Origin of the sequence: Vibrio sp. B1FIG11, from assembly GCF_905175335.1 — a bacterium.
GTDB classification, from domain to species: domain Bacteria; phylum Pseudomonadota; class Gammaproteobacteria; order Enterobacterales; family Vibrionaceae; genus Vibrio; species Vibrio campbellii.
Genome location: NZ_HG992751.1, coordinates 1978570 through 1995809, shown reverse-complemented (window position 1 = coordinate 1995809; position 17240 = coordinate 1978570). Strand labels below are relative to the sequence as shown.

11 protein-coding genes are annotated in these 17240 nt (G+C 46.0%); 8 read left to right on the top strand and 3 right to left on the bottom strand.

Annotation, left to right across the window (positions count from 1 at the left end; all coding sequences use genetic code 11):
- Positions 1–295: 295 nt before the first annotated feature.
- The 5 genes from KHO06_RS09415 to KHO06_RS09395 all read left to right on the top strand — a co-directional run bounded on the left by KHO06_RS09415 (position 296) and on the right by KHO06_RS09395 (position 5511).
- Positions 296–1324 carry an amino acid ABC transporter substrate-binding protein gene (locus KHO06_RS09415; RefSeq protein ID WP_005430967.1) on the top strand — a complete coding sequence of 343 codons (1029 nt, stop codon included), beginning with the start codon at positions 296–298 and terminating at the stop codon, positions 1322–1324.
- Positions 1325–1404: 80 nt separating this feature from the next.
- The gene (locus KHO06_RS09410; protein WP_212581422.1) at positions 1405–2610 is read left to right on the top strand and encodes an amino acid ABC transporter permease; all 1206 of its coding nucleotides are present in this window, start codon (positions 1405–1407) and stop codon (positions 2608–2610) included.
- 1 nt (position 2611) lies between these two features.
- Entirely contained in the window at positions 2612–3709 is a 1098-nt protein-coding gene (locus KHO06_RS09405; RefSeq protein ID WP_212581421.1) for an amino acid ABC transporter permease, read from the top strand.
- A 23-nt stretch (positions 3710–3732) separates the two neighbouring features.
- Complete coding sequence (locus KHO06_RS09400; protein ID WP_005430960.1) at positions 3733–4482, top strand: amino acid ABC transporter ATP-binding protein; 750 nt, start codon at positions 3733–3735, stop codon at positions 4480–4482.
- A gap of 366 nt (positions 4483–4848) precedes the next feature.
- Positions 4849–5511: a Bax inhibitor-1/YccA family protein gene (locus KHO06_RS09395; protein ID WP_005532392.1), complete on the top strand. Its 663-nt coding sequence runs from the start codon at positions 4849–4851 to the stop codon at positions 5509–5511.
- Positions 5512–5587: 76 nt separating this feature from the next.
- Here the strand turns inward: KHO06_RS09395 and KHO06_RS09390 are convergent, their stop codons facing one another.
- Positions 5588–5944: an antibiotic biosynthesis monooxygenase gene (locus KHO06_RS09390; protein ID WP_038890279.1), complete on the bottom strand. Its 357-nt coding sequence runs from the start codon at positions 5942–5944 to the stop codon at positions 5588–5590.
- 409 nt (positions 5945–6353) lie between these two features.
- Between KHO06_RS09390 and KHO06_RS09385 the strand changes: the two genes are divergently transcribed.
- Positions 6354–6683 (top strand): TusE/DsrC/DsvC family sulfur relay protein, encoded by a 330-nt coding sequence (locus tag KHO06_RS09385; RefSeq protein ID WP_005446773.1) that lies wholly within the window; start codon positions 6354–6356, stop codon positions 6681–6683.
- A gap of 47 nt (positions 6684–6730) precedes the next feature.
- Here the strand turns inward: KHO06_RS09385 and yccX are convergent, their stop codons facing one another.
- Complete coding sequence (gene yccX / locus KHO06_RS09380) at positions 6731–7003, bottom strand: acylphosphatase (RefSeq protein ID WP_134976976.1); 273 nt, start codon at positions 7001–7003, stop codon at positions 6731–6733.
- Positions 7004–7093: 90 nt separating this feature from the next.
- Here yccX and KHO06_RS09375 point away from each other — a divergent pair, with 90 nt between their 5' ends.
- Positions 7094–8497, top strand: coding sequence for a methyl-accepting chemotaxis protein (locus KHO06_RS09375; protein ID WP_050910322.1), 1404 nt, complete (start codon positions 7094–7096; stop codon positions 8495–8497).
- Positions 8498–8716: 219 nt separating this feature from the next.
- Entirely contained in the window at positions 8717–9910 is a 1194-nt protein-coding gene (locus tag KHO06_RS09370; protein ID WP_212581420.1) for a class I SAM-dependent methyltransferase, read from the top strand.
- Between the two features lie 51 nt (positions 9911–9961).
- Here KHO06_RS09370 and KHO06_RS09365 read toward each other — a convergent pair whose 3' ends face one another.
- Positions 9962–16915, bottom strand: coding sequence for a Calx-beta domain-containing protein (locus KHO06_RS09365; protein ID WP_212581419.1), 6954 nt, complete (start codon positions 16913–16915; stop codon positions 9962–9964).
- Positions 16916–17240: the final 325 nt, after the last annotated feature.

Sequence of the window (17240 nt, the reverse complement as noted above, 5' to 3'; positions counted from 1 at the left end):
TTTATTCCTTCTTTTACCGATTGTTCTGATGCACCAATTCAACAATTAGTTGCACTATTTACAAACAATTAACATTTCGTCATTCTAAATCGCAAGGCGCTTTGTGACTTCTCTCCAAAACTCTTTTTAAATTATATGTTTGAGAATTAGCAAATCCTTTCCTACGCTTTAACTGATTGATTTGACGATGGCCGTTTCTTCTAAAATCAATCATGTAGGACGAAAACACAAACGAATTGGACACGTTGTATCAGGTCGCTCCTGATTAAACATGGATCATACAGGAAGGATACAAATGGCGAATAAACTCACAGTTCTTGCTTCCGTCGTAGCGGCTTCTACTGCAATGATGGCGACTTCAGCTCAAGCAGCAGACACTACTCTGGACAAAGTCACAAAACAAGGTTTTATTACTTGTGGCGTAAGTACCGGTCTACCTGGTTTCTCAAACCCTAACTCAAAAGGTGAATGGGAAGGTATCGACGTAGAATATTGCCAAGCACTGGCTGCAGCCGTTCTTGGGGATAAAACGAAAGTTAAATATGTACCCCTTACCGCGAAAGAACGTTTCACTGCACTTCAATCGGGTGAAATCGATGTGCTTTCGCGTAACACCACCTGGACACTACACCGTGATACGGCACTTGGCTTGAACTTTGTCGGCGTTAACTATTACGACGGTCAGGGCTTCATGGTTAAGAAAGATCTTGGTGTATCAAGTGCGAAAGAGCTTGATGGCGCATCAGTGTGTGTACAGTCAGGTACGACAACGGAGCTTAACTTGGCGGACTACTTCCGCAACCAAGGTATGGCATACAAACCCGTCGTTTTTGATACAGCTGCGCAAACTTCTAAAGGTTTTGATGCTGGTCGCTGTGACGTACTGACGACGGACCAATCTGGTCTGTATGCTCTGCGTTTAAACCTTAAAGACCCTTCTTCTGCAACCGTTCTTCCTGAAATCATCTCTAAAGAGCCTCTAGGCCCAGTGGTACGTCAAGGTGATGACCAATGGTTCAATATTGCCAAGTGGACTCTATTTGCGATGGTAAATGCGGAAGAGTATGGCATTAGCTCTAAGAATGCTGATGAGATGTTGAAATCGAAAGATCCAAACATCAAACGTATTCTTGGTGTGGATGGTCCGAAAGGTAAAGGTCTAGGCATCCGTGACGATTGGGGCTACCAAGTTATCAAGCAAGTAGGTAACTATGGTGAAAGCTTCGAGCGTACGGTTGGTACTGGTTCACCGCTGAAAATTTCTCGTGGTGTGAACGCACTATGGAATGCAGGCGGCTTCATGTACGCGCCACCAATCCGCTAATACAACGATTATCACAGGGCGGTTTATGCCGCCCTTTTTCGTGAGTAACTGTATAAATAAGGGTTTGAGGTTATCGCTGTATGAAACCGACGAATGATACATCGCCAAGTACGATGTCCAAACCAAGCGGAAGTAAGAGCCTGATTTACAATCCTGCTTTTCGCTCCGCTCTTTTCCAGATCATTGCCGTAGCTGCACTGGTATTTTTCTTCTACACAATCATCAACAATGCGCTGACCAATCTTGAAGCACGTGGTATTGCAACAGGCTTTGGTTTCCTTAATCAAGAAGCAGGCTTTGGGATCGGCCTGACTCTTATCGAATACGATGAAACGTTTTCTTATGGGCGTACTTTCGTCGTTGGTCTTCTTAATACCGCACTGGTTTCTGTGCTCGGTATTATTCTCGCAACCGTAATTGGTTTTGTTATGGGTATCGCACGTCTCTCCTCCAACTGGTTGGTGAGTCGATTAGCCGCGGTATATATTGAAACTTTCCGAAATATTCCACTACTTCTGCAAATCTTCTTTTGGTATTTCGCCGTTCTTCAAGCCCTACCATCACCACGTCAAAGTATGAGCCTTGGTGAAGCTATCTTTTTGAACGTACGTGGTTTGTATTTCCCTGCACCGGTTATGGAAGCAGGAAGCAGTGTTGTTATCGCAGCACTCATTATCGGTATCATCGCAAGTATTCTGATCAACGTTTGGGCGAACAATAAGCAACGCTTAACGGGTCAACAAACGCCGATGGGCCGCATTGTGTTTGGCTTAGTCATTGTGCTTCCTTTGGTCGTTTACTTCTTAGCGGGAATGCCTATTTCATTGCAATACCCAGAGTTAAAAGGCTTTAACTTCCGTGGTGGCATCAGCATCATTCCAGAGCTTGCAGCACTCCTACTTGCGTTGAGTGTCTATACCGCGTCGTTCATTGCTGAGATTGTTCGCTCTGGTATTAACGCGGTGAGCCATGGTCAAACAGAAGCGGCAATGTCGCTTGGTTTGCCTCGAACGAAGACACTAAAGTTGGTCGTCATTCCACAAGCGCTGCGTATTATCATCCCTCCTCTTACTAGCCAATATTTGAACCTAACCAAGAACTCTTCGCTAGCAATGGCGATTGGTTACCCAGATCTGGTATCTGTGTTCGCTGGTACCACCTTGAACCAAACTGGGCAAGCGATTGAGATCATCGCGATGACCATGGGGGTTTACTTGACGTTGAGTTTGATTACTTCGGCGCTGATGAACGTGTACAACCGTAAAGTTGCACTGGTGGAGAGATAATATGAGCACACATCAAATTCAACCTGATCTTCCACCACCGGCGAACACTGTCGGAGTAATAGGTTGGCTACGCAAAAACCTATTCAATGGGCCGGTGAACTCCATCGTCACGCTTATCCTCGCTTACATCGTGTTCTTAGTCCTTTGGAACATTATTGATTGGGCATTTATTAATGCGGATTGGATTGGCGCAACCAGAGACGACTGTACACGCGAAGGAGCCTGTTGGGTATTCATCAGCGTTCGCTGGGAACAGTTCATGTATGGCTTCTATCCAGAAGCTGAACTCTGGCGCCCTCGCCTGTTCTATATCACGCTAGCGATCTTCACAGTGCTACTTGCTTACGAGAAAACACCAAAACGCATTTGGATTTGGTTGTTCTTCGTAAACATTTACCCATTCATTATCGCCGCATTGCTTTACGGTGGCGTATTTGGTCTTGAAGTCGTTGAGACACACAAATGGGGTGGTCTACTAGTTACGTTGATCATCGCACTTGTGGGTATCGTGGTTTCTCTACCAATTGGTGTGGCGTTAGCACTTGGTCGACGTTCAGATATGCCGATTATTCGCAGTATCTGTACGGTGTACATTGAAGTGTGGCGCGGTGTCCCACTCATTACTGTTCTGTTCATGGCATCGGTCATGCTACCGCTGTTTTTAGCGGAAGGCTCCGAAACTGACAAGCTGATCCGTGCGCTAATAGGTGTGGTTATGTTCAGTGCCGCCTACATGGCGGAGGTAGTGCGTGGTGGCTTGCAAGCGATTCCGAAAGGACAATATGAAGCGGCGGATGCTCTTGGTCTTAGCTACTGGAAGAAAATGGGACTGATCATTTTGCCTCAGGCGCTGAAGATCACTATCCCTTCAATCGTGAACACGTTCATCGGCCTGTTTAAAGATACCAGTCTTGTGCTTATTATCGGTATGTTTGACGTACTGGGCATCGGACAAGCCGCGAATACCGACCCAGAGTGGTTAGGTTTCGCAACCGAAAGTTATGTATTTGTCGCGTTAGTGTTTTGGGTATTTTGTTTTGGCATGTCACGTTACTCGATATGGCTTGAAAACAAACTGCATACCGGTCACAAACGATAACTCATCAAGATCAAGGACGTATTATGACGCAACAACAAGATTATATGATCCAGTTGAAGGACATGAATAAGTGGTATGGTGAGTTTCACGTACTAAAGAACATCAATCTAGAGGTAAAGAAAGGCGAGAAAATCGTTATCTGCGGCCCTTCAGGTTCAGGTAAGTCAACCATGATTCGTTGTATCAACCGTTTGGAAGAGCATCAGGCTGGCAGCATCTATGTATCTGGTACTGAACTTACCGAAGACCTGAAAAACATTGAGGCGGTTCGTCGTGAAGTAGGTATGTGTTTTCAGCACTTCAATCTCTTCCCTCATTTAACAGTGTTAGAGAACTGTACGCTTGCCCCTATTTGGGTGAAGAAAATGCCGAAAGAAGAAGCTGAAGCTGTCGCAATGCAGTACCTAGAGCGCGTTAAGATCCCAGATCAAGCGGATAAATACCCAGGTCAGCTTTCTGGTGGTCAGCAGCAGCGTGTAGCGATTGCCCGTTCTCTTTGTATGAACCCTAAAGTAATGCTGTTTGATGAACCCACTTCTGCACTCGACCCAGAAATGGTGCGTGAAGTGCTTGACGTAATGGTTGAGCTCGCGGAAGAAGGCATGACCATGCTGTGTGTAACGCATGAGATGGGCTTTGCAAAAGAAGTTGCCGACCGAGTCATCTTTATGGATGCGGGGGAAATTATCGAAGAAAACAACCCTGTCGACTTCTTCGAGAACCCACAATCGGACCGAACTCAGAACTTCTTAGCTCAGATCCTTCATCACTAATTGTGATTTAAACATTCAGACGAAAAATGAAATAAGAGTGTAAAGCGCTGACCTCAAATCAGCGCTTTTTCTTTACTCCAACAAGTGCATATCACCCTTGTTACGAAAATCCAGTTGATTCAATACGTTGTAAATTTGCGCAAACTTACAACACAGTTCGTGAACTGGCCATCATAGCTCTGAATAATAAGCCTTTGTTCGCTATGCAAGGCGGTAATATTGTGTTACAAGTTGCCAAATACATAACACATTATTTCTATTATTATTTTGTTCTAGATATACGTGTGGCGGGCTTGATTTTTTGAACTATCGGGCCCATATATGTCTATATATTAAAGATAAGACAGTCCCTTATAGAGGAAGATTATGAACAGTCCTATGTTTTCTCGCACTACTACTCAAGAGAGTGCTCTACAAACCAACAAAGTACTGCGTAATACATATGCACTACTTTCTATGACTCTACTATGGTCAGCACTGGTTGCTGGCGTATCAATGGCATTTAACCTTCCACGCCCGGGTATTATCCTAATGTTGGTCGGTTTCTACGGTCTACTATTCCTAACAGAAAAGAACCGTAACAACAGCCTAGGTCTTGTGTTTACGTTCCTATTCACAGGCTTCTTGGGTTACACCATTGGGCCAATCCTAAACATGTACATCGGCGCTGGTATGGGCGACGTTGTTCTAACAGCTCTTGGCGGTACAGCTCTATCATTCATGGCTGCATCGGCTTACGCTCTAACGACAAAACGCGACCTATCTATGATGGGTGGCCTAATGCTGTCACTATTTGTAGTCCTAGTAGTGGGTATGATTGCGAGCATCTTCATCCAATCAACGATCCTACATCTAGCACTTAGCAGCTTGTTCATTGTTTTCTCTACTATGGCAATCCTGATGACCACTCAAGGCATCATCCGTGGTGGTGAAACAAACTACATCTCTGCAACGATTACACTGTACGTCTCAATCTACAACATCTTCATCAGCCTACTAAGCATCCTAGGCATCATGAACGACGATTAATACGCCAGATTGAATTCAAAACGCAAAAGCCCGAAGATCACCTTCGGGCTTTTTCTTTTCTGCTTTATTCCAATGATTACTCTGGTTCGTAAATTGGCGCGTCGTAGTCATATCCCTCATCGCTGTATGCGGTAACGATCGCATCTTCTACTAACCCAGAGTCTGCCTTTACCTGCTTTTCGAAAAACTGTTGAATCTGCTTTCGGCGTCCGTGTGCAGACCATGATTCAGCATCTTCCCAAATCTCGTTAAACACTATTGGGTATCCATTTCGAGTTGCACTAGGATGGTCAATTTGACGAGTGAGCATGTACTGTATACATCCCTCCTCCCTGTATGAATCTGGCTCTAAAGCTTTGAGCACTTCAAACAGCTCGGCTTCCTTGCCTTCTTTCGGCTTGAACTGAGCTAAAACATAGACGCGATTTGTCATTGGCTTTCCTATTTTGATGAACAATGTAATTTAAAACGTAACCGAATACGCTGAAACTTCACGTTCAGGACAGATAATTTGCGATAGAGATCCACAGCGTTGCCTTTGAAGCTATCGACGTCGTCACACAGCACATTATCAATTACCTTGGTTAGCAACCCTCATCACATTAATGAATATTCATGCAAAAACCAAAATACTCACCCCGAGAATTTTCTAACCAAATGAATAAATCAACAATTTAGTGAATAGCCGTTAATTTATCCGAACCGCTTGCCCATGTTCGAAGTCTACTTTTGACTGCACACATTTACATCGCTCGGAAAGCCCAAAGGATTCTTTTGTTGAGAATACGTCAGCCTCTACGCTACCCTATACGTATCAAAGGTTACTTAGCGGAAGCAAAGCTATGTTCGTTTACAACGGCAAAGAAATTGAAACCGATGCTCAAGGTTATCTACTTGACCACACTCAGTGGGAAGAAGGCATGATTGAGCTTCTAGCAAAAGAAGAAGAAATTGAACTAACAGAAGCGCACTTAGAAGTGGTTCACTTTGTGCGTGATTTTTATGAAGAGTTCAACACATCACCAGCAGTAAGAATGCTAGTAAAAGCAATGGAAAAGGCACACGGCCCGGAAAAAGGTAACAGCAAGTACCTATTCAAACTGTTTAAAAAAGGCCCTGCAAAACAAGCAACCAAACTGGCCGGTCTACCAAAACCAGCGAAATGTTTGTAAGACACTTGTTTCCAGCCACATCGCTTACAAAATGATTGGCTGTAAAGCTATAAGATCTTAAATCCGCGGAAAGGCTTATAAGACACACTTTCCTGAGTGACACTGTCTACTGTCGCCGTCCGCGGCCCTTCCTCTAACCACGCCAAAAACGCTGTAATTTGATCTTCTGTGCCACAGGCAATCACTTCAACATCTCCGTTGTTTAAGTTCTTCGCATACCCCGTTAGACCGAGCTTCAATCCTTGATGTGATGTGTGGTATCGAAATCCTACCCCTTGTACATGACCTACTATCAGAAACTTCTCACACTTTAGTACCATCCGTATACCGCTCCCTATATTTGAGTGATATATTATTTGCGTCTATTTACCCCACTAAGGATAGTGGGTTTTTATATGGTTATAATAATTATGAAAGAAATTCCTTTCCGTTGGATTGATAAATACCTTATCCACTTAAAGATTCAAGAAAAGTTCTATTTACTCTTCTTCCTTCCTCTCCTCGCATTAGTCATTCTTACTCTTGTTTTGAACAGTGCCGCTAACTCACTCATCTCTGACTTGTACCAAGAAGAGCTGATGTTGATGAAAGGCTTGATTGAAGCAGGAAATCTCTCGCAATCTCAAGTTGCTAGTCTAATCGCGAGTTCGGATACGATTACTCTCGGTACAGGACCTGACTCTGTGTCGGTAATGAATGGCGCGTTTAGTCTGGTTGCAAGTCATGAGCAATCACTTTGGACGGCGCTTTCTACGACGCAAGTAAGCATTATCCTTGTTACGCTATTTATCATCGCGCTGGGTGTTTACTACATCATGACCTTCATCGGTGGCGCTATGTTTACGATGAACAAAGCACTGAACACATTAGCTGATGGTGATTTGACTGCACGTATGAACTTCTTCCGCGTTCGTGATGAATTCAGTGAAATCGCAATTACGATAGACAAAGTTGCCGACCGCGAACAAAAAATGGTTCAGTCGATTCAAGAGTCTGTCGCACTGATGCAGCAAATCAGTTCTGATCTGAACCTATCGATTCAAAACAGCTCTGAGATTTCTAACACCCAACAAGAGCATCTAAACTCTCTGGCAAGTGCAACGGAGCAAATGGCCTCTACGATTCGAGAGGTGGCAACACTGGCACACGATTCAAGCACGCAAACAGACGATGCACGCAGCGTAGCGCAATCCGGCCAAGTGAAAGTAGAAAACACCCTTCACTCTATCTCGAATCTTTCTACTGAGATCCAATCCGCGTCTCAAGCGGTTGAAGAGCTGGATGCAAACGCAGCGCAGATTGATGAAGTGGTAACGACCATCAACGGTATCTCTGAGCAAACTAACCTACTCGCCTTGAACGCTGCGATTGAAGCAGCTCGTGCAGGCGAACAAGGTCGTGGCTTTGCAGTTGTTGCTGATGAAGTTCGTGCTCTTGCGGGCCGTACTCAACAAGCGACGGTAGAGATTCAAGCTATGATTGAAGCGCTACAACGTAACAGCCAATCACTGACTAAGCTGATGGAAGTAACGGTTCACAATGCGAACGAAGGCCAAACTCTGATGGCCGAAGTGAACCACGAAATTGGCTCACTAGCAGATAAGAACCAAACTATCTCTGACAGCAGCATCCAAATTGCAACCGCTGCAGAAGAGCAAGGCGTCGTGGCTGACAATATTGCGTCAAGCGTTGAAGAAGTCCGCATCCAAGCAAACAATGTGTGTACGATGATCAGCACAACGTCGCAAAACGTTGAGCAGCTTCGAGCTCAAAGTGACACCATGGAGTCGCTACTGACAGGCCTTAAAGCTTAGTTATATAAAGCTTGGTTATAAGTTGAAAAATCAGGGTCACTTCGGTGGCCCTTTTTTGTACCTACCGCTAGTTTCTTACCACCTTAAGGTGGTCCTTTGTTCCGGTTCTCGGCATATAATTAAAGCTTCTACAAATGATTGGATTGTCGATGGATATTGCTTTTGCGGGCAACATCCCGGACAATACGCCCCTTTCAAAATTCAACAAGAGCTAAAGAAATGACAGCTGCTATCTATTTGGTTAAAGGTCGTGAGAAATCGGTTAAGCGCAAGCACCCTTGGATCTTCTCTCGAGGCATCAGTAAAGTTGAGGGCGAACCCGCTCTTGGCGAAACCGTTGATGTATTCACTCACGACGGAAAATGGTTAGCTAAAGCAGCATATTCACCAGCTTCCCAGATTCGTGCTCGTATTTGGAGTTTTGAAAAAGAAGAGATCAACAAGGCGTTTTTTGTTAAGCGTTTCAACAACGCCCAGCCTCTTCGTGAAGACGTTATTGAGCGTGACGGTCTTACCGGTTACCGCCTTATCGCGGCAGAGTCAGACGGTATGCCCGGTGTGACGATCGACCGCTACCAAAACTTCTTTGTGTGCCAGCTTCTAAGTGCGGGCGCAGAATACAACAAGCAAGCGATTGTTGATGCTTTGGTTGAGTGCTTCCCTGACTGCAACGTTTACGAGCGTTCAGACGTCGCGGTACGTAAGAAAGAAGGTTTGAAAGAAACCACTGGCGTTCTGCATGGTGAAGAGCCACCAAAATCTGTGGTAATCGAAGAAAACGGCGTGAAAATCAGTGTCGATATCGTCGGTGGCCATAAAACGGGTTTCTATCTAGACCAACGTGACAGCCGCCAACAAGCGATGAAGTACGTGAAAGACAAAGAAGTTCTGAACTGTTTCTCGTACACCGGCGGTTTTGGTCTGTACGCACTAAAAGGTGGCGCGAAACGTGTTATCAACGCGGACGTATCACAACCAGCTCTAGATACTGCAAAATTCAATGCAGAACTGAACGAGTTTGATATCTCGAAAAAGCGTGCTGTGTTCCTAAACGCAGACGTGTTCAAATTGCTACGCGAATACCGCGACCAAGGTACGAAGTTCGATGTTGTGATCATGGATCCACCGAAGTTTGCAGAGAGCAAAGCACAGCTAAACGGTGCATGTCGTGGCTACAAAGACATCAACATGTTGGCGATGCAAATTCTAAACCCTGGCGGCACGCTGCTTACCTACTCTTGCTCAGGTTTAATGGATCAAGTTCTGTTCCAAAAAATCATTGCCGATGCAGCAGTAGATGCAAATCGCCAAGTAAAATTCGTAGAGCGTTTCGAGCAAGCAGCTGATCACCCAACAGATACGGCTTACCCAGAAGGTTTCTACCTAAAAGGTTTTGCGTGTAAAGTGCTTTAATCGCTGATTAAAATCAACTCAAAAAGAAAACGGAGCTATCGCTCCGTTTTTTTATTCTCTCAATTGCTCGAGGTTGGTGATGATACTGTTTGCGATATCCGCCGCTGAAGCGCCGTCAAAATTGACTTCAAGTTGCTGGCCATCTTTGTTAATGGTCAATGTTGAGTTTCCACCATCTTCCGTTACAGAGACTGTAATGTCGTCCACTTGCCCCGCATAGTCACCAGAACTCAAATCATCTAGTAGAATAGAGATGTCACTCTCGCTGACATCATCAAATAAGTCCACAAAGTCCAAAGAATCGCCACTTTCAAAGTCAGTAACGGTATCCGTAGCCGTATCCATTTCGAGCCATTTAAAGATGTCGTCGCCTGCACCACCAGTGAGCACATCGTCTCCAAGCCCACCAATCAAAATGTCATTACTGTCCGTTCCGACCAAGGTATCATTTTGGTCAGTCCCTTCAACCGTGTTAAATTGCAGCGCTCCTACTTGAATGCCAAACGCTTCTACCGTATCAACTGACACGTTGGTAAAGTCAATATCCACAGTTGCGGTATCGGCACTGGTGAGACCATCTGAATCTATTGCCTTGTAATCAAAGGAGTCGTTCACATTGTTAAAGCTGGTAATCTGAGTACCGACGAGAGTAAAACTCGCTTTGTCGCTCGAGCTGTTCGTCTCTGGGAACAAGCGAATTTCGTCGAAACTACCGTTAGTAATAGCCACTGTGGCAAAACCTTCTTGATTACCGGTAAACACAATATCCGATGTTTGAATAACTTGAGTTTCGGCTAAAACACCATCCATATAGAAATAGACATTGATCCATGCCGCTCCATTATTAAACTGGTCATTCAAACTTGCGAGATTAAGACGAGCTTCTTCGGCCTCAAGGCCTTCATCTAGCTCAATCGCAATGAACTCGCTCGTACTGATCTCATCACCTTGACCTGTTTCTCCCGGTGACACCACAACCAATCCAATTTGTTGGTTAGCAAAGTCCACTTTGATTTGGGCATTATTGACAAAGTCTCCATTATTATCGATAGTTCCACCGAAGAAGCTTAAACCATTGACGTCGACAGAATCCGCAATAAAGTCCTTATCAAATTCATTCAACAAATCTTGTGAATCAAAACTTTGTTCGTCGAAGAAGTCTTCAGTAAGCGCATAACGCACTTCTGTTGATTCAGGGATAACATCGCCTATTTCGAGTACAACTTCATTATTCTGGTCGTCAAAGTAGTAAAGATACCCATATTCAGGGAGCGTCGTGATGCAAATGCTGGTTTCTTTATCATCGAAAGGATCGAAGTCATCTTCCAAGTCTTGCGCATAAGGCCCAAAATCAATCAACGCATCTTCACCGGGGTCATTCAAATCAATAATGATATTGAAATCATCTACGGTTGGAGGCGTGTTGTCATCGTCAAGAATTGTACCAACACCTGAAGCTGCGACATTTTGGCCTTGGATTTCGCCGGTAAACGTGAAGTTTTCTGATTGCTCATAAACTTGGTCTTCAAGAGTATTAACCATAACGCTAAATGTTGTATCGTTCGCAGGTACAGAGACATCAAACGTTCCATCAGGCGCTACATTGACCACTTCGGTCGTATTGTCGGCATAAGTAATTGTCACGGATGTCGCATTAAAGTCATCCCCTGCTAACGCAGTTCCATCAAGTAGTGACATGCTTACTAAGATCGCGACAGTGCTCGCATTGCTTAATGTGACATTGAAGGTCGCGTCCTCACCCTCGGTGACTTGTATATCTGTGATATCCGCAACGCTTGGTCTATCCGTTTCATCATCTATCGTTACCGTACCAATCGCAGGCGTAGTCTGGACAGAAGTCGAACCCGATAGTGTGAATGTTTCATCGCCTTCATAAATAGCGTCATTTAATGTTTCCATCGTGACGCTAAATGTCGTATCCATTGCAGGAACAGTGACATCAAACGAACCATCAGGATTAACCGCTACAAGTTCGGTGCTGTTGTCCGCATAAGTGATCGTCACTTGTGTATCGGTATAATCCACACCTCCGTCTGCGGTGCCATCGGTGAGTGTCATGCTAACAACAGTATCTGTTGTACTGGTATTACTCATGGTCACATCAAGTGTCGCTGGGTCGCCTTCGTTGACCGTGGTTGAGCTAATCGACGCCACGGTTGGACGGTCGTCATCTGGATCGGGACCTGGGCCACTGCCATCATCAACAATCGTACCCGTGCCTTCTGCTGGCGTAGTTTGTACGGCAGTTGCACCAGACAACGTAAAGGTTTCAGGGCCTTCGAACAGGTCATCATCCGTTGTACTAACAGTAATGCTGTATGTGGTGTCGTTGGCAGGCACGGTGACATCAAACGAGCCATCTGGATTTACCGCTACAACTTCGGTACTGCTGTCCGCATAAGTTATCGCCACTTGTGTATCGGTATAATCCACTCCACCGTCTGCGGTGCCATCAGCGAGTCTCATGCTGACAACAGTATCTGTTGTACTGGCATTACTCATGGTCACATCGAGTGTCGCAGGATCACCTTCGTTAACCGTGGTAGAGCTAATCGATGCCACGGTTGGGCGGTCGTCATCTGGATCGGGACCTGGGCCACTGCCATCATCAACAATTGTCCCAGTGCCTTCTGCTGGCGTAGTTTGTACGGCAGTCGTACCAGACAACGTAAAGTTTTCAGGGCCTTCGAACAGGTCATCATCCGTTGTGCTAACGGTGATGCTGTATGTGGTGTCGTTAGCAGGAACAGTGACATCGAACGAACCATCAGGGTTTACCGTTACAACTTCGCTGCTGTTGTCCGCATAAGTGATCGTCACCTGCGTATCGGTGTAATCCACACCTCCGTCTGCGGTGCCATCGGCGAGTGTCATGCTGACAACAGTATCTGTTGTGCTGGCATTACTCATGGTCACATCAAGTGTCGCTGGCTCACCTTCATCGACGGTGGTTGAGCTAATCGATGCTACGGTAGGACGGTCATCATCTGGATCGGGACCTGGGCCACTGCCATCATCAACAATCGTACCCGTGCCTTCTGCCGGTGCAGTCTGTACAGCAGTCGCACCAGACAACGTGAAGGTCTCTGGGCCTTCGAACAGGTCATCATCTGTTGTGCTAACAGTGACACTGTAAGTGGTGTCGTTGGCAGGCACGGTGACAGCGAACGAGCCATCAGGATTTACTGCAACAACTTCGGTACTGCTGTCTGCATAAGTTACTGTCACTTGTGTATCGGTGTAATCCACGCCACCGTCGGCTGTACCATCAGCGAATGTCATACTGACAACGGTATCAGTTGTACTCGCATTACTCATGGTCACATCAAGTGTTGCAGGATCACCTTCGTTAACTGTGGTTGAGCTAATCGACGCCACAATCGGACGGTCGTCATCTGGATCCGGACCTGGGCCACTGCCATCATCAACAATCGTACCCGTACCTTCTGCTGCCGTGGTTTGTACCGCAGTTGCACCAGATAACGTAAAGGTCTCAGGACCTTCGAATAAATCATCATTCGTTGTACTAACTGTGATGCTGTATGTGGTGTCGTTGGCAGGAACAGTGACATCGAACGAACCATCAGGATTTACTGCTACAACTTCGGTGCTGCTGTCTGCATAAGTTACTGTCACTTGTGTATTGGTGTAATCCACGCCACCGTCGGCTGTACCATCAGCGAGTGTCATGCTTACAACGATATCAGTTGTACTGGTATTACTCATGGTCACATCAAGTGTCGCAGGATCACCCTCGTTAACTGTGGTTGAGCTAATCGAAGCTACGGTAGGACGGTCATCATCTGGATCAGGACCTGGGCCACTGCCATCATCAACAATCGTACCCGTGCCTTTTGCTGGCGTAGTTTGTACCTCAGTTGCACCGGACAACGTAAAGGTCTCAGGGCCTTCAAATAGGTCATCATCCGTTGTACTAACGGTAATGCTGTATGTGGTGTCATTGGCGGGAACAGTGACATTGAATGAACCATCAGGATTTACTGCTACAACTTCGGTGCTGTTGTCCGCATAAGTTATCGTCACTTGTGTATTGGTGTAATCCACGCCACCGTCGGCTGTACCATCAGCGAATGTCATACTGACAACGGTATCAGTTGTACTCGCATTACTCATGGTCACATCAAGTGTTGCAGGATCACCTTCGTTAACTGTGGTTGAGCTAATCGACGCCACAATCGGACGATCATCGTCTGGATCTGGGCCTGGACCGGTGCCATCATCCACAATAGTCGCGGTACCAGTGTCAGAGCCTTGGACAGGTCCTAAACCCGTTACATCTACCGTGAAGTTCTCTGGACCTTCATAGACTGCATCATCAATCGATGCAATTCGGACATCAAACTCTGTTAGTCCTGCAGGTACAGTTACCACACCATCGTTTGGTACAACTACCCAACCTGAGCCGGTGTTGTACTCAAGAGTACCGAGATCGCCCACTTCGGTGTCACCAAGGTTAAGATCGAGTTGAACCTCGACTGGCGCTTCAGATGCATTGGTCAGCGAGACAACAAAGTTGGCAGTGTCACCTTCGTTAATTGTGCCAGCATCGCTAATAGATACGGTTGGACTGTCGTCATCCGGATCGGGATCAGGACCCGTACCATCATCAACAATGGTTGCGGTACCCGTATCAGTGCCTTGGACAAGGCCGAGACCAGTTACGTCTACGGTGAAGTTTTCAGGACCTTCGTAGACTTCATCGTCAATCGACGCGATACGGACATCAAATTCTGTCAGTCCAGCTGGCACGGTTACCACACCATCGTTTGGTACAGCTAACCAACCTGAGCCTGTGTTGTATTCAAGGGTTCCAAGGTCACCAGATTCTGTATCACCAAGATTAAGACCAAGTTCTACTTGAACGTCGTCTTCGGACGCATTAGTCAACGAGACAACAAAGTTAGCGGTGTCACCTTCGTTGATTGTGCCAGCATTACTGATGGATACGCTTGGACGGTCGTCGTCTGGATCTGGGCCAGGACCTGTATTGTCATCCACAATAGTCGTGGTACCCGTATCTGCACCTTGAACTACACCAAGACCGGTTACATCTACTGTAAAGTTCTCTGGACCTTCAAAGACTTCATCAGCAATCGATGCAATGCGTACATCAAATTCTGTCAGTCCAGCTGGCACGGTTACCACACCATCGTTTGGTACCGCTACCCAACCTGAGCCGGTGTTGTATTCAAGAGTGCCAAGGTCACCAGATTCTGTATCACCAAGATTAAGACCAAGTTCCACCTGAACATCGTCTTCGGAGGCATTAGTCAGCGATACAACGAAGTTCGCCGTGTCACCTTCGTTAATGGTGCCTGCATCACTGATAGATACTGTTGGACGGTCGTCGTCTGGATCTGGGCCAGGACCTGTATTGTCATCCACAATAGTCGCCGTACCCGTGTCTGCACCTTGAACTACACCAAGACCGGTTACATCTACTGTAAAGTTCTCTGGACCTTCAAACACTTCATCGTCAATCGACGCGATACGGACATCAAATTCTGTCAGTCCAGCTGGCACGGTTACCACACCATCGTTTGGTACAGCTATCCAACCTGAGCCTTTGTTGTATTCAAGGGTTCCAAGGTCACCAGATTCTGTATCACCAAGATTAAGACCAAGTTCTACCTGAACATCGTCTTCGGAGGCATTAGTCAGCGATACAACGAAGCTCGCCGTGTCACCTTCGTTAATCGTGCCGACATCACTGATGGATACGGTTGGACGGTCGTCGTCCGGGTCAGAGCCTGGGCCTGTACCGTCATCCACTATCGTAACAGTACCGCTTTGTGTTCCGTTTTGATTGGGTGTAGAACCAGACAATTCAAAGGTCTCTGCCCCCTCGAAAATGTCATCGTCCGTTGTATTGATTGTCACGCTGTAAGAGGTGTCATTTGCAGGAACGGAAACTTCAAAATTACCGTCAGGGTTTACAGCTATCACCTGCGAACTGTTATCTTCGAAAGTGATTGTCACCGATGTGTTTGTGTAATCAATGCCACCTTCTGCAGTACCGTCTACCAGGTTCATGATTACCGTCGTATCTATTGAACTTGGGTTTGAGAGTGTCACGTCCAAGGTGGCAGCATCACCTTCGTTTACAGTGGTGTCAGTGATGGATACGACAGTAGGCCGATCATCATCTGGGGTTGGGCCAGGACCAGACCCATCGTCAATTATCGTAGCAACACCGGTTGCAGGCTCTGATTGCCCCTCAGTTCCACCGTTTAGGGTAAAGATCTCGTTTCCTTCAAATAGATCATCATCAGTGGTATTTACGGAGACACTAAAAGACTGCTCTCCAGCGGGAATCGTAACGGTAAACGCGCCATTTTCGTCAACGCTTACGTCCTCTGAAGTGCCGTCTTCGAACACAATAGTGACGATATTATCGTCATAGTCTGTTCCGCCCTCAGCTGTCCCCTCATTAAGTGTAAGAACAACATTTGTATCTTCTAGTAGCGGTTGATCAAGTGTTACGTCGAACGTGGCTTGTTGTCCTTCACTTATCGTTGGGCTCGATATCTCTTGGACAATGGTTTGCTCTCGAAGAAAATCCAGAAGAGAAAGCTCTTGAGTCTCAGACAATGCGATAGATGTGCCCACTGTTTCGAAATCAGTGCTCGCTAATGATTCTGCACCTATACGATCAACTGCCCCAGTGGTTTGAGGACTGGAACCCGAAGATTCACCAGCCGCTGTTTCAAAGTCCCCTTCTACTTGCGCTGGGTCTTCCCCTGCTGCGATAGCTTCAATCAGAGCGGTGATATCATCCGTGACATTAATAGAACTGCCCTGTGGTGTGATTTGCTCAAAAACAAGCTCTGACGTGTCCGATATTTCGGTAATCACCAGTTCCCCTGGTGCAGGAAGCTGTCCCGGCTCCAGTGTCTTGATTTCACCGTTATTCCCAATCACAACGATATTGCTCATTAAAGAGCTAAAGGCTACACGATCCATAGCTACCTCACCAAAATTCCCTAATCGTCACAAATTTGTCACCCCAACAAATACGACTATAGTTTAGTCAAAATCATTTCTTTTCCGTTGTACGTAAGGGCGTCAAAGTATAGAGAAACCCAAGGGGCGGGGTTTGCTTGACATGAACGTCAAAATACGGAGAAGGACGCTATGGTATTAAGAATTCTGACTTTTCTTCAAAAAGGAACCTGCGAACAAATGAGCAACATCTCTCATATGTGCTAAGGTTTTATAAGGCGAGTCACTGGATTTTCTGAATAAAAGCCTAGGGTTAGCAGGACGTTGATAATTTAACCAACAAATA